Annotated in this window: 13 protein-coding genes; 12 read left to right on the plus strand and 1 reads right to left on the minus strand. The window is 69.1% G+C overall.

The genetic code is table 11. From position 1 onward, the window contains the following. Positions 1-27: 27 nt before the first annotated feature. Positions 28-1,074, minus strand: coding sequence for a LacI family DNA-binding transcriptional regulator (locus tag WBK31_RS06550; RefSeq protein ID WP_364066640.1), 1,047 nt, complete (start codon positions 1,072-1,074; stop codon positions 28-30). Positions 1,075-1,085: 11 nt separating this feature from the next. Here WBK31_RS06550 and WBK31_RS06555 point away from each other — a divergent pair, with 11 nt between their 5' ends. From WBK31_RS06555 to WBK31_RS06610, 12 genes are all read left to right on the plus strand, one after another. Beyond that, complete coding sequence (locus tag WBK31_RS06555) at positions 1,086-2,243, plus strand: PLP-dependent aspartate aminotransferase family protein (RefSeq protein ID WP_364066638.1); 1,158 nt, start codon at positions 1,086-1,088, stop codon at positions 2,241-2,243. A gap of 163 nt (positions 2,244-2,406) precedes the next feature. Next, positions 2,407-3,411 carry an extracellular solute-binding protein gene (locus tag WBK31_RS06560; protein ID WP_406674480.1) on the plus strand — a complete coding sequence of 335 codons (1,005 nt, stop codon included), beginning with the start codon at positions 2,407-2,409 and terminating at the stop codon, positions 3,409-3,411. Beyond that, positions 3,408-3,566, plus strand: coding sequence for a hypothetical protein (locus tag WBK31_RS06565; protein ID WP_406674481.1), 159 nt, complete (start codon positions 3,408-3,410; stop codon positions 3,564-3,566). Before WBK31_RS06560 ends, WBK31_RS06565 begins: the two co-directional genes overlap by 4 nt. Continuing rightward, a complete protein-coding gene (locus WBK31_RS06570) occupies positions 3,563-4,447 on the plus strand; it encodes a sugar ABC transporter permease (RefSeq protein ID WP_364066634.1) in 885 nt (294 codons plus the stop codon). The genes WBK31_RS06565 and WBK31_RS06570 overlap by 4 nt, the downstream gene beginning before the upstream one ends. Next, the gene (locus tag WBK31_RS06575) at positions 4,444-5,295 is read left to right on the plus strand and encodes a carbohydrate ABC transporter permease (protein WP_406674482.1); all 852 of its coding nucleotides are present in this window, start codon (positions 4,444-4,446) and stop codon (positions 5,293-5,295) included. The genes WBK31_RS06570 and WBK31_RS06575 overlap by 4 nt, the downstream gene beginning before the upstream one ends. A 205-nt stretch (positions 5,296-5,500) precedes the next feature. Next, on the plus strand, positions 5,501-5,830 hold the full coding sequence (locus WBK31_RS06580) for a DUF485 domain-containing protein (protein ID WP_364066631.1): 330 nt from the start codon (positions 5,501-5,503) through the stop codon (positions 5,828-5,830). 17 nt (positions 5,831-5,847) lie between these two features. Next, the gene (locus WBK31_RS06585) at positions 5,848-7,446 is read left to right on the plus strand and encodes a cation acetate symporter (RefSeq protein ID WP_378790123.1); all 1,599 of its coding nucleotides are present in this window, start codon (positions 5,848-5,850) and stop codon (positions 7,444-7,446) included. 340 nt (positions 7,447-7,786) lie between these two features. Then, complete coding sequence (locus WBK31_RS06590) at positions 7,787-9,178, plus strand: extracellular solute-binding protein (RefSeq protein ID WP_364066629.1); 1,392 nt, start codon at positions 7,787-7,789, stop codon at positions 9,176-9,178. 49 nt (positions 9,179-9,227) lie between these two features. Next, positions 9,228-10,112 carry a sugar ABC transporter permease gene (locus WBK31_RS06595; RefSeq protein ID WP_364066627.1) on the plus strand — a complete coding sequence of 295 codons (885 nt, stop codon included), beginning with the start codon at positions 9,228-9,230 and terminating at the stop codon, positions 10,110-10,112. Beyond that, positions 10,109-10,936 carry a carbohydrate ABC transporter permease gene (locus tag WBK31_RS06600; RefSeq protein ID WP_364066624.1) on the plus strand — a complete coding sequence of 276 codons (828 nt, stop codon included), beginning with the start codon at positions 10,109-10,111 and terminating at the stop codon, positions 10,934-10,936. The genes WBK31_RS06595 and WBK31_RS06600 overlap by 4 nt, the downstream gene beginning before the upstream one ends. Positions 10,937-10,944: 8 nt before the next feature. Beyond that, positions 10,945-12,654, plus strand: coding sequence for a hypothetical protein (locus WBK31_RS06605; protein WP_406674483.1), 1,710 nt, complete (start codon positions 10,945-10,947; stop codon positions 12,652-12,654). After that, entirely contained in the window at positions 12,651-14,165 is a 1,515-nt protein-coding gene (locus tag WBK31_RS06610; RefSeq protein ID WP_364066618.1) for an FAD-dependent oxidoreductase, read from the plus strand. The genes WBK31_RS06605 and WBK31_RS06610 overlap by 4 nt, the downstream gene beginning before the upstream one ends. Positions 14,166-14,218: the final 53 nt, after the last annotated feature.

Here is a 14,218-nt window from a genome sequence, read left to right on the forward strand (position 1 = left end):
TTGTGGAGACGTGACCAGCTTTTGGACTCAGCGCGGCGGCAGCTCGCCGGAGCCGCGGGCCACCAGCTCGACGGGCACCTTCACCCTGCGCGCCGTGCGTGACGGGTTCAGCAGCAGGTCCACGGCGGCCCTGGCCAGCCGCGCGGTGTCGTAACGCACGACGGTGACGCCCGGGTTGAACACGCCGGCCAGCGCGAAATCGTCGAACCCGACGTACGCGGGCCGCTCGGGACGCTCGCGCAGCGCCTGCAGGATGCCGATCGCGGCGCGGTTGTTGGTGGCGAAGAAGGCCGTGGGCGGTTCGTCGAGGTCGAGCAGCCTGCCCACCTCGCCCGCCACGCGGGCCGGGTCGTACACCGCGTGCACGACCAGCCGCTCGTCGGCGGGGATCGCGGCGGCGGCCAGCGCCGCACGGTAGCCGGCCGCCCGGTCGCGCACGGAGCTGATGCCCTCGTCGTCGGAGATCAGCGCGATCCTGCGGTGCCCGTGGGCCAGCAGGTGCTCGGTGGCGACCTGGCCGCCGCGCACGTCGTCGAGCAGCACCGCGTCGGCGGTGACCAGGCCGGGCGGCACCCGGTCGACGAACACCGTGGTGAGACCGGGGTGCCGGGCCAGCCAGCCGTGGTCGGCGGGGGAGGGCACGACGATGAGCGAGTCGACGCCCCGGGCGTACATCGACTCGATGAGCATGCGCTCCTTGTCGGCGCTCTCCTCGTACGAGCCGAACACGACGAGCGCCTCGTGCTCGGCCGCAGCGGCCTCCACGGCGGCGGCCAGGCGGCCGTAGAACTCGTTGGAGATGTTCTCCATGACGAGCCCGAGCGTCAGCATGGACGCGCCCCTGGCGAGCCGGGCGGCGGCCTCGTTGCGGCGGTAGCCGAGCGCGTCGATCGCCGCCTGCACCCGCTGCTGCAGCGAGGCCCGCACGTGCGGCTCCTGGTTGACGACCCGGGAGACGGTCTTGAGGCTCACGCCCGCGTGCCTGGCGACGTCGGCCATGGTGGGCTTGCGGGTGACCGCCGCGCGAGCCTCGCCGGCCGGAGCCACCAGGTCGCCCTGCTCGCGCGCTGTCATAGTGTGCCCCCATGGATGACGAATGGATCTGTAGCCGGTTGGGTGAGGACGAGCCTTGGGTGCTGGGCGCGGTCAACCCGCCGGTCTTCGAGAACTCCCTGTTCACGTTCGAGACGGCCGAAGAGCTCGGCGAGGCCGTCAGGAACGAGGACGAGCGCTACGTCTACTGGCGGGGGACCAACCCGACGGTGGATCTCGCCCAGCGTAAGCTGGCGGCGCTGGAGCGGGGAGAGCGCGCGAAGTGCTTCGGCTCCGGCATGGGCGCGATCTCGGCGACCATCTCCTCGCTGGTGTCGGCGGGCGATCACGTGCTGGTGCTCGGCGCGGTCTATGGGCCCACCACCCAGTTTCTGCGCTATCTCGAGAAGTTCGGGGTGTCGCATACGCACGTCGACGACCTCGGGGCGGGTGATAGCGCTATCAGAGCCAGCACCCGCCTACTGTACTTCGAGTCGCCGTCCTACATGGCCTACCGCGTCGTGGACATCGCGGAGGTCACGGCGTGGGCGCGCGAGCGCGGGCTGGTGACCGTGATGGACAACACCTGGTCCACCCCGCTGTTCCAGAAGCCGCTCACGATGGGCGTGGACCTCGTCGTGCACTCGCTGTCGAAGTACATCGGCGGGCACAGCGACCTCGTGGGCGGCGTCGTGGTGGGGCCGTCCCGGCTGATCAGGCCGCTGGCGCTGCAGGAGTACCAGCTCTACGGCGCCGCGATGTCGCCGCACGACGCGGCCAAGGTGATCAAGGGGCTGCGCACGCTGCCGGTGCGGATGGCGGCGCACCAGGAGCGCGGGCTCGCGGTGGCGTCGTTCCTGGAAGGCCATCCCGCGGTGCGTGAGGTGAACCATCCCGGCCTGCCGTCGCATCCCGGGCACGCGATCGCGCTGCGGCAGATGTCGGGCTTCTCCAGCGTGTTCAGCCTCGTGCTGAACACGGAGTCGCGCGCGGAGGTCGGAGCCTTCCTCGACAAGCTGCGGCACTTCCGGATCGGGGTGTCCTGGGGCGGGTTCGAGAGCCTGGTGAACGCGCCCGCGCTGACCACCGAGGAGAGCGTCCGCCGGACCATGGGCATCCCCGTCGGCCTCGTCCGCCTCTCCGTCGGCCTCGAACCGGCCGACACCCTCATCAAGGATCTCGGTCTGGCGCTGGAGGGCGTGTCCGCCTAACGTGAAGGACAGCATGTGATTGACAGCGCTGTCTGTCCCTCGCGGGAGGCTCGTCATGAGAAGTCCCCTCCTAGCCGCCGCAGCCGCCGTCACACTCGTCCTCGCGGGATGTGGCTCCTCCGGATCCCAGTCCGGGGGAGCCGAGGGAGGCGGGCGGCTGCGGATGATCGAGAGTCTGACCAGTCCCCAACGTACGAAGCTCATCAAGTCCCTCATCGAGGGCTTCGAGCAGGAGAATCCCGGTGTCACCGTCGAGCTGGTCTCCCCGCCCCTCGACAGCGCCGACCAGAAGATCACCCAGATCCTGCAGACCAAGAAGGACCTGGACGTGCTGGAGGTGCGCGACCACACGGCCAAGTCCTTCTCCAACAACGGCTGGCTGGCCGAACTGCCGACGACCGAGTGGGAGGGCTGGTCCGACCTGACCGAGCTGGCCAGGAAGAAGGCGGTCGAGGTGGGCGGCAAGGCGTACCTCATCCCGTACGGCTTCTACCAGCGCACGCTGTTCTACCGCACCGACCGCGGCATGACCCGCCCGCCCGCCACCTGGCAGGAGCTGTACGAGGAGGCCAGGAAGCAGACCACCGGCGACCGGTACGGCTACTCCTTCCGCGGCGGCAAGGGCGGCGCCGACTACGCGGTCATGATGATCAGCGCGTACAACGGCGAGGCGCTCGACCCCGAGAAGTCGTTCTTCCTCAAGGACAAGCGGACGATCTTCTCGACGCCGGAGGCGGCGCAGGCGCTCGACCTGTTCGTCAAGATCTACCGGGAGGCGTCGCCGCCCGACTCCGTGGCCTGGGGCTTCCCCGAGATGGTGCAGGGCTTCACCTCGGGCGTCACCGGCATGCTCATCCAGGACCCGGAGGTCATCAAGACGGTCGAGGAGAGCGGCCTGACCAACTGGGCCACCGCCCCCATCCCCAAGGGCCCCACCGGGTACGCCTTCCAGCCCGTCGGCTACGCCGGCTGGGCGTCACCTCCTTCAGCGAGCACCCGGAGGAGGCGGTCAAGCTGGTGCAGTACCTGTCGGAGGCCGAGCAGAGCATCGCCTTCGCCAAGGGCAACTCGCTCATCCCGATCTCGAAGCAGGCCCAGAACGACCCGCAGTTCTCGCAAGGCGCGTGGAAGGCGTACCTGGAGGCGCAGCAGGACCCGAAACAAGTGATCACGATCAGGCCGGTGGACTACCCGGGCTGGAGCCGGTTCCTCGTGGACTCCGACCGTGACGTCCAGGCCCTGATCACCGGCAAGAAGAGCACGGCCGAGGTCCTGAAGGCGTGGGACGCGTTCTGGACCGACCAGGCCAAGAAGGTCTCTTGAGGACGTTCACCGTCCGGCGCGCCCGCTTCATCGCGCTGTGCCTGCTGCCGGGCGTGGTCTTCGTCGCGCTGTTCACCTACTACCCGATGATCCGCGGCGCGGTCATCGCGTTCCAGCGCTACTCCCTGTTCGACCTGACCTCGACCCCGTTCACCGGCCTGGAGAACTTCCGCGCGGTGCTGGCGGAGGAGCGCTTCTGGACGGCGCTGCGCAACACCGGCACCTGGGTGGCGGTCTCGCTGTTCTTCCAGTTCTTCCTCGGCTTCGGGCTGGCGCTGCTGCTGCGCAGGCACTTCCGGGGACGCGGGCTGTACCAGGCGTGGGTGTTCTTCCCGTGGGCGATGTCGGGGTTCCTCATCGGGCTGCTGTGGCGGTGGCTGTTCAACGGCCAGTTCGGCGTGATCAACGACCTGCTGCTCAAGGCGGGGATCATCGACGAGCGCATCGGCTTCCTGGCCACGCCGGGCTGGGCGATGACGTCGGTGATCGTGGCCAACATCTGGTACGGCGTCACGTTCTTCGCCATCATGATCATGGCCGCGCTGCAGTCGGTGCCCGGCGAGCTGTACGAGGCGGCGGCCGTGGACGGCGCCTCACGGTGGCGGCGGTTCTGGCACGTGACGCTGCCCCACATCAGGCCCACCCTGGCGCTGATCGTGCTGCTGCGGATCATCTGGATACTCAACTTCCCCGACCTGATCTACGCGATGACCGGCGGCGGCCCGGCCGGCAGCACGGACATCGTCACCACGTTCCTCATCCAGCAGGTCATCGGCGGCGACTACGGCAGGGCGGGCGCGGTCGGCCTGCTCGTGCTGGGGCTGCTGCTGGCCTTCAGCGTCTTCTACCTCAACGCCACGAGATTCGAGAAGGCACGATGACGGCCGAGACATCGCGCGCGCCGCTGCGGCGCCTGGCCACCGCCGCCAAGGCCGTCGTCCTGGCGGCCTGGCTGCTGATCACGGTCTTCCCGCTGTACTGGATCGTCGTCACCTCGCTCAAGCCGCAGCCGGAGATCTTCACGGTCCCGCTGCGCTACTGGCCGTCGAAGGTGACCTTCGAGCACTACGAGGAGCTGTTCTCATTCGCCGACTTCGGCACCTACCTGCTCAACTCGCTGCTCGTGTCGCTGGTCTCGGCCGGGGTGGTGACGGCGATCGGGGTGCTCGGCGGCTACACGCTGGCGCGCTTCGCCTTCCCCGGGCGCGGCGCGCTGATGCTGGCGTTCCTGGTCACCCAGATGATCCCGCTGTTCATCGCGCTGGGGCCGCTCTACCTGCTGATGTCCGACCTCGACCTGCTCAACAGGCTGGCCGGGCTGATGCTGGTGTACGTCGCCATGCTGGTGCCGTTCTCGACGATCATCATGCGCGGCTTCTACGAGCGGGTGCCGGTGGCGCTGGAGGAGGCCGCGCAGGTGGACGGCGCCTCCCGGCTCGCCGCGATGGTGCGGGTGGTGATCCCGGTCATGCTGCCGGGCATCGCGGCGACCTTCATCTTCGCGTTCGTGCAGTGCTGGAACGAGCTGTTCCTGGCGATCACGTTCATCGACAGCGAGGACGCCAAGACGATCCCGGTCGCCATGAACTCCTTCATCACCCAGTACGACATCGACTGGGGCTCGATGGCGGCGGCCACCGTCGTCTCGGTGCTGCCGACGCTCGTGCTGTTCGCCGCCGTCCGCCGCTACATCGTCGAGGGGCTGACGGCAAGCGCGGTGAAGGGGTGACGGCGAGGAGGGTGAGGAAGAGGGTGAGATAGGGCGATGAACGGTTCTATCGACCGCTCATCGCGCGAGAAAGACCTTTCACCGCAAGCCACCCCCAACTAAGCGCGGTGAGCCAGCGGCTCGCCGAACAACCCACCGGCGGCCCTCCACGACGGGTAGGTTGCGCTCTTACGTTGGGCGTGATCCGCATCACAGTGGAGGTCTCGTGACGACACAAGAACATGACGCATCGGTCTATGAACAAGTGCAGGAGAGCAGTGAGTTCCAGGACCTGAAGCGGCGCTTCCGCCGCTGGACGTTCCCCATGACCGTGGCGTTCCTCGTCTGGTACCTGCTGTATGTGGTGCTGTCGGGCTGGGCGCGCGGCTTCATGGGCATCAAGGTGCTCGGAGAGATCAATGTCGGGCTGATCTTCGGGTTGCTCCAGTTCGTCTCGACCTTCCTCATCGCCTGGGCCTACTCCAGGCACGCGGAGAAGAAGCTCGACCCGATCGCCGACAAGCTGCGTCACGAGGTGGAGGCGAAGTCCAAGTGAGCTCGACGACTCTGGGGATGATCCTCTTCCTCACCTTCGTGGCCGCCACCCTGGCGATCACGGTCTGGGCGAGCCGCCAGACCAAGACGGCTGCCGACTACTACGCGGGCGGCCGGTCGTTCAGCGGCGTGCAGAACGGCCTGGCGATCGGCGGCGACTACATGTCGGCCGCCTCGTTCCTCGGCATCGCCGGCATCATCGCCCTGTCCGGCTACGACGGCTTCCTCTACTCGATCGGCTTCCTCGTCGCCTGGCTGGTGGCGCTGCTGCTGGTGGCCGAGCTGATGCGGAACTCCGGCAAGTTCACCATGGCCGACGTCCTGGCCTTCAGGATGAGCCCCAGGCCGGTCCGCACGGCGGCGGGCGTCTCGACCATCGTCGTCAGCATCTTCTACCTGCTGGCCCAGATGGTCGGCGCGGGCGCGCTGGTCGGCCTGCTGCTCGGCATCACCGGCGAGGCGGGCAAGGCGTGGACGATCGTCGGCGTCGGCGCCCTGATGATCGTGTACGTCGTCTTCGGCGGCATGAAGGGCACCACCTGGGTGCAGATCGTCAAGGCCGTGCTGCTCATGGGCGGCGCCGCGCTGGTGACGCTGCTGGTGCTCGGCAAGTTCGGCTTCAACCTCTCGGCGCTGCTCGGCCAGGCCGCCGCCACCAGCGGCCCGGAGGGCAACCCGGAGAGCTTCCTGATCCCCGGCCTGAAGTACGGCACCGAGGCGCAGGGCCTGGCCGGCAAGATCGACCTCATCAGCCTGGGCCTCGCGCTCGTGCTCGGCACGGCGGGCCTGCCGCACATCCTCATCCGCTTCTACACCGTGCCCACCGCCAGGGACGCCCGCAAGTCGGTGCTCTGGGGCATCGCCATCATCGGCGTCTTCTACCTGCTCACCCTGGTCCTCGGCTTCGGCGCGGCGGCCCTGGTCGGCAAGGAGGACATCGCGGCGGGCGACGCGGCGGGCAATACGGCGGCGCCCATGCTGGCACAACGCATCGGTGAGGAGATCTTCGGCACCGTCGGCGGCACGATCCTGCTGGCGCTGATCGGCGCCGTCGCCTTCGCGACGATCCTCGCCGTGGTGGCCGGCCTGACGCTCGCCTCCTCCTCCAGCTTCGCCCACGACCTGTACGCGCACGTCTTCAAGCGCGGCCAGGTGACCGAGCGGCAGGAGGTCGTGGTGGCCCGCGTCTCCGCCCTGATCATCGGCGCGATCGCGATCGGCCTCGGCATCCTCGCCCAGGGCCAGAACGTGGCCTTCCTGGTGGCGCTGGCGTTCGCGGTGGCGGCTTCGGGCAACCTGCCCGCGATCCTCTACAGCCTGTTCTGGAAGAGGTTCAACACCGCGGGCGCGGTCTCGGCCATCTACGGCGGTCTCGTCTCCGCCCTGCTGCTGGTGATCTTCTCGCCGGTGGTCTCCGGCACCAAGACGGCGCTGCTGCCGGATGCGGACTTCGCCTGGTTCCCGCTGAGCAACCCCGGCATCATCTCGATCCCGCTGGGCTTCCTGTGCGGCTGGATCGGCACCGTCCTCAGCAAGGAGTACAACGCCGCCAAGTACGCCGAGATCGAGGTCCGCTCGCTGACCGGCGTCGGCGCCGAGAAGGCGAGCCAGCACTGATGATCGGGGGCTGACACCGGCAACCGCCTCCTCCGAGAAGGGGCGCCCGTCCCTGCCCCAGGGCGCCTGCACCCGAGGGCCCGGCCGACGGTTCTCCGGCCGGGCCCTCTCGCGTGCGCGGAATCCCCGGCGTGGCAGGGGTTGTGGGCGTCTGAGTGGCGCGTTCCACACCCTGGGAGTAGTTAACGTCACCGAAACGCAGTGCATGGAGTGGTTGACGGGATTTCAGCGGTATGGGTACGTTCTCAGATGTGTGAACGTTGCCACACTGGCCTGGCGCCACGTGGCCGTCATCAGCATGCCTGATGCCCCGCTTGATCAGTGTGGAGGCGAAACCCCCATGAGAACCCCACTTGTCCGCTGGTCCGTCCTGTCCGTGTCGCTGGCGCTCGCGCTGACGTCCTGTGCGAAGGGCACCGGCGGAGCGGCCGCCCCGACCTCGTCGGCCGGCCAGTTCAACCCCACTGCCTCCTACCAGGGCACGATCTCGGTCATGGGCTTCGGCGCGACCGACGAGATCGGCAGCACCCGTGTCGATCTGGCCAAGAAGGCGCTCGGCGGCGCCGACGTGAAGCTCATCGAGGGTGACCTGGACATCCAGCAGTTCCTGTCGTCCGTCGCGGCCGGCGACCCGCCGGACATCATCTACGCCAACCGCGACCAGATCGGCACTTTCGCCTCACGAGGTGCGATCGTTCCCCTGACCGCCTGTGTCCAGGGCGAGCAGATCGACACCTCGATGTACAACCAGGATGCTCTCGCCCAGGTGACGTTCGGCGGCGAGGTCTACGGCATCCCCGAGTTCAACCAGGTCCAGATCACGATGGCCAACGCCGATCTGCTCAAGCAGGCCGGACTGACCATCGACGACGTCAACGGCTCCGACTGGGACAAGATCACCGCCGCGACGAAGAAGCTGACCAAGACGTCGGGCGGCAAGCTCAAGGTGATCGGCTTCGACAGCAAGCTGCCCGAGTTCCTGCCCCTGTGGGCCAAGTCGCTCGGCGCCGACCTGCTTTCGGCCGACGGCAAGACCGCCCAGCTCAACAGCCCCGAGGTGGTCAAGGCGCTGGAGTTCGCCGTCTCCATCTACGACGCGCAGGGCGGCTTCGCCAAGGTCAAGGCCGTGCGCGACTCGGCGGACTTCTTCGGCAAGGGCAACCAGTACGCCACCAACGCGCTCGGCGCGATGCCGATGGAGCAGTGGTACGTCAACGTACTCAACGACGTCTCGCCCAAGGCGCCGATGGCCTTCGACACCTTCCGCACCCCCGAGGGCAAGCCGCTCGCCTACTCCTCCGGCTCGGCGTGGGCCATCCCCAAGGGCGCAAAGAACCCCGGCGCCGCCTGCCGCTTCGCCAAGACCATGACGCTGGTCGACACCTGGAAGGCCGCCGCCCAGGCCCGCGTCGAGAAGCGCAAGGCCGAGGACAAGCCGTTCACCGGCATCCTCACCGGCAACGTCAAGGCCGACGCCGAGATCGAGAAGATGCTCACCTCCGGCGGCGAGGTCTGGGACGCCGGCGTCAAGGCGTTCTACGAGGCCAACAAGCACACCTTCAGCCTCCCCGCCAACCCGGCCGACAAGGAGTTCAAGGACGCCTGGCAGAACGCGGTGAACCGGGTGCTCAACGGCCAGGACGAGCCGAAGGCGGCCCTCGACAAGGCTCAGCAGGAGGCGCAGGAGGCGCTGGACAAGGCGTGGGCCGGCTGGACGAAGCGTACGAACTGAGATGTCCCCTTCCCACGTCCGAGCACCGCGACGGCGGACCATGCGGTTCATGGAGACCAGGGCGGCGCTGCTGTTCATCAGCCCCTGGATCGTCGGGTTCCTGGTCTTCACCGCATGGCCCGTCATCAACAGCGCATATCTGTCGCTGACCGACTACGACGTCATCAACGACCCGAACTACGTCGGCTTCGACAACTACGTGCAGCTCTTCGAGGATCCGAAGGTCGGCCTGGCGCTGTGGAACACGTTCGTGTTCTCCGTGCTGTCGGTGCCGACCCACCTCGTGGTCGCACTCGGGCTGGCGCTGCTGCTCAACAGCGCCAGCAAGGCCACCGGCTTCTTCCGCACGGCCTTCTTCCTGCCGAAGATGACGCCGCCGGTCGCGATCGGCATCCTCCTGCTGCTGCTGTTCAACGGCCAGAACGGCCTGATCAACGCCTTCCTCGGCCTCTTCGGCATCGACGGCCCCGCCTGGACCACCGACCCCGACTGGGTCAAGCCGGGCCTGGTGCTGATGAACCTGTGGACGGTCGGCTCCTCCGTGGTCATCATCCTCGCCGCCTTGCGCGGCGTCCCGCAGGAGCTGTACGACTCCGCCCTCGTGGACGGCGCGGGCTGGTGGAAGCGCCTGTTCCGCATCACCGTGCCGATGATCAGCCCCACGCTGTTCTTCCTGTTCATCGTGGACACCATCAACGCCCTGCAGTCGTTCACCGAGGCGTACACCGCCTTCTTCGGCGCGGGCAACACCACCTACAGCAACGACGCGGCGCTGTTCTACGCGATCTACCTGTTCCAGCAGGCCTTCGAGTTCCTGCACATGGGGTACGCCTCCGCGCTCGCCTGGCTGCTGTTCATCGTGATCATGGCGATCACCGCCGTGCAGATCGTGGTGACCAGGCGCTTCGTCCACTACGAAGGGGGTAACCCATGAGGCGCGCCGCGAAGATCGCGACCTGGGTCGCGCTTGGCGCGTTCACGATCGCGTTCATCTACCCGTTCATCTGGCTGCTCAGCGCCTCCTTCAAGCCGCGCAGCGAGGTCTTCGACAACCGGATCATCCCCGAGACGTTCACGCTGGAGAACTACATCCGGGTGTGGCACGAGGCCCCGCTCGGCCTGTGGATGGCCAACACGCTGCTGGTGACGGTGCTCGCGGCGGTCGCGGTGACGATCACCAGCGCGATGGTGGCCTGGGGGTTCGCCTACTTCCGCTTCCCGGGCAGGAACTTCCTGTTCGGCATCGTGCTGGCGACGATGATGCTGCCCGGCGCGGTCACCATGATCCCGGTGTTCCTCATCTGGAACTCGCTCGGCGCGGTCGGCACGCTCACCCCGCTGTGGGCGCAGAACCTGTTCGGCAGCGCCTTCTACATCTTCCTGCTGCGGCAGTTCTTCATGGGCCTGCCGCGCGAGCCGTTCGAGGCCGCCAAGATCGACGGGGCGAACAACTGGAAGATCTTCACCCGCATCGCCCTGCCCCTGTGCAAGCCCGCGGTCGTCGTGACCCTGCTGTTCGAGTTCCAGGCCGCCTGGACGGACCTCATGCGGCCGCTCATCTACCTGCGCGACTCCAGCACCTTCACCGTGCCGCGCGGGCTGAAGGCGCTGCTCGACCAGTTCGGCTTCGGCGGCGAGTGGCACTGGGAGATCGTCATGACGGCCAGCGTCATCACCACCATCCCGATGATCATCCTGTTCTTCCTGGGCCAGAAGCACTTCATCAGGGGCATCGCCACGACGGGAAGCAAGGGATGAGCCTGCCCATGCGGATCACCACCACCGACACCGCCTACCACCTCGACAGCGGCCATTACCGGCTGACCGTCTCCCGTACCGACCCCAGCGCCGAGCTCGAAGGGTGGATGTCGCTCAACCTGCTGTCCTCGGTCAGCACCAGGGGCGGGCGCGACGAGACGTACGAGACGCTGCCGCCCGTGCTCGCCGAGCGCGACGGCGCGGCCGTGTTCGACTTCCCCCAGCGCACCACCGAGTGGCAGAGCAAGACGGTCAGGCTCACCTGCACGCCCGAGACGGTCGCGGTCGAGGTGCGGGTCGAGGGCGACGGCGTGCTCAGCGACGTGACGCTGCTCGGCGGCCGGGCCGTGCTCAACACGCGCGCGTCCGGCGTGTTCCGTTCCGGGGTGCACGCGCACGGCGTGTTCAGCCCCACGCCGGCGCACCCGGTGAGCGTGGTGCGGCCGGTGTCCGCGCCGGTCGCGCTGACCGTCGTCGGCGACGCCTCACCAGGCCGGCTGCACGCCGTCTTCTCGCCGCCGCCGCTGGTGCTGGCCTTCTGCAAGGACGTGCCGTCCGGGGCGACGGCGGTGCCGGACGGGCCGTGGCTGGGCGCCTCCGTACGCGCCGGGATCGCCGATCTGACCTTCACCGAGGTCGCGTACGAGCCGGTGGACGGCGGCGCGCTGCTGCGCTTCGACTACGAGTGCCACACCGAGGTGCACGGCTCCTGGACCTCGCCCGCCGTCGTGCTCCGCCTCGCCGCCTCGCCATGGGAGGCGATCGGCCACCACCGGGCCGACCTGATCGAGCACGGCCTGGCCCCGCAGGGGCCGAAGGGGGAGCGGGCCGCGTGGTGGAGCGAGCCGATCTTCTGCGGCTGGGGCGCCCAGTGCGCCAGGGCCGACGGCGTCTCGCCGGTCACGCTCTCCCGCCGCGACCTGTACGACGAGTGGCTGGCCAGGCTGGAGGAGCACGGCCTGGTGCCGGGCACGATCGTCATCGACGACCGCTGGCAGCTCACCTACGGCAACCTGGAGCCCGACGAGACCAAGTGGCCGGACTTGCGCGAGTGGATCGCCGCCAGGCACGCCCGCGGCCAGCGGGTGCTGCTGTGGTGGCGGGCCTGGTCGGCCGACGGCCTGCCGGTCGAGGAGTGCATCACCGACGCCGCGGGCAGGGCCGTGGCCGCCGACCCGACGAACCCCGCCTACCGGCGGCGGGTCCGCGCCATCATGCAGCGGCTCCTCGGCGACCTCGACGCCGACGGATTCAAGATCGACTTCACGCAGTGGTCGCCCAGCGGCTCCCACCTGAAGACGTACGGCTCCACCTGGGGCCTCGCCCTGCTTCACGAGCTGCTCGCCACCATGTACGACGCCGCCAAGCAGGTCAAACCCGACGCCCTCATGGTCACCCACACCCCGCACCCCGCCTTCGGCGACGTCAGCGACATGATCAGGCTCAACGACGTGCTGGAGCTGGACGCCGCCGGCGACCCGGTGCCCGCCGTCGACCAGCTCCGCTACCGCCACGCCGTCGCCGCGCACGCCATGCCCGGCCACCTCATCGACACCGACCAGTGGCCGATGCCGACCAAGGCCGACTGGCTCGCGTACGCGCAGGCGCAGCCCGAGCTGGGCGTGCCCGCGCTCTACTACGTCGAGTCCATCGACAACAGCCGCGAGCCGATCACCGGCGACGACCTGCGCCAGGTCGCGCGATGGTGGCGGCGGTGAGGCAGGCGGAGGTCGTCGTCTACGGCGCCACGTCGGGCGGGGTGTGCGCCGCCGTGGCCGCCGCCCGGCGCGGCCTGGACACCGTGCTGCTCGAACCCGGCAGGCACGTCGGCGGCATGACCTCGGGCGGGCTCGGCTACACCGACATCGGCGACGTCCGCGTGCTCGGCGGCATGGCGGCCGAGTTCCGGCAGGCCGTCGCCGACGCGTACGGGGTCGCGCCCGGCCACTACGCGGGCCCCGAGCCGCACGTCGCCGAGCGGATCTTTTCGTCCTGGCTGGAGCGGGCCGGGGTCGAGGTCGTCTTCGACGCGCCGCTGCGCACCGTCGTCACCTCGGGCGACCGCATCTTCTCCGCCGTCACCCGGCAGGGCGACTACGCGGGCGGCGTCTTCGTGGACGCGAGCTACGAGGGCGACCTGATGGCCGCCGCCGGGGTGGGCTACCGCGTCGGCCGCGAGGACCGCTCCCTGCACGGCGAGCGGTTCGCCGGGCGGCGCGAGGTGATGCCCGGCATGCACAACTTCCCGCCGTACATCTCGCCGTTCAGGGACGACGGCACGCTGCTCCCGCAGGTCGCCGACGGCCCCATGGCCGAGGTGGGGGAGGGGGACGGCGGCGTCATGTCGTACGGCTACCGCGTCTGCATGACCACCGCGCCCGGCCGCATCCCGTTCGAGCGCCGGCCCGGCTACGACGACGACCACTGGGAGCTGGGCCGCAGGCTCTTCCGCCACTGGCGCGAGCAGGGCTACGAGCCCCGCGCGGGCCGCCTCGTCGGCCTGGAGCCGAACCTGCCGAACGGCAAGTGCGACGGCAACTCCCTCGGCCCGTTCTCGCTGAGCGTGCTCGACCGCTCCGCCTGGGCCTACCCCGACGCCGGGCCCGAGGAGCGCGAGCGCATCCGCCTGCACCACCTCCACCACGCCCAGGACCTGCTGTACTTCCTCTCCCACGACCCCGAGGTGCCCGCCTCGGTACGCGCGGAGCTGAGCCGCTGGGGGCTGCCGCCCGACGAGTTCGCCGACACCGGCCACCTGCCGCACCAGCTCTACGTCCGCGAGGCGCGGCGCATGCTGGGCGAGGTCCACCTCACCGAGCACGACCTCGTCGAGGGGCGGCGGCACGCCGACGCGGTCGCCATGGGCTCCTACCACCTCGACATCCGCGAGGTGCAGCGCACCTGGCGCTGGGTGTACGAGCACCCCGACCCCATCCCCATGGTGGTGACCGAGGGATACCTGTCGGTCGGCGTGGCGCCGTACCAGATCCCCTACCGGGCGCTGGTGCCGCGCAGGGAGGAGTGCGCGAACCTGCTCGTGCCCGTCTGCGTGTCGGCCTCGCACGTGGCGTTCTCCTCCATCCGGATGGAGGTCCAGTACCAGATGCTCGGCCACGCGGCCGGGCTCGCCGCCGCCCAGGCCGCCGGGAGCGGCAAGGCGGTGCAGGACGTGGACGTGGCCGCGCTCCAGGAGGAGCTGGTGGCGGCCGGCCAGGTCCTCTCGCTCTGACCGGTGTACGTGAGCGCCCGCCCCGGGATCCCGCCCCGGGGCGGGCGCACGTG

Source organism: Nonomuraea sp. N2-4H (assembly GCF_045291505.1).
In the GTDB taxonomy this organism is placed as follows: Bacteria; Actinomycetota; Actinomycetes; order Streptosporangiales; family Streptosporangiaceae; genus Nonomuraea; species Nonomuraea fastidiosa.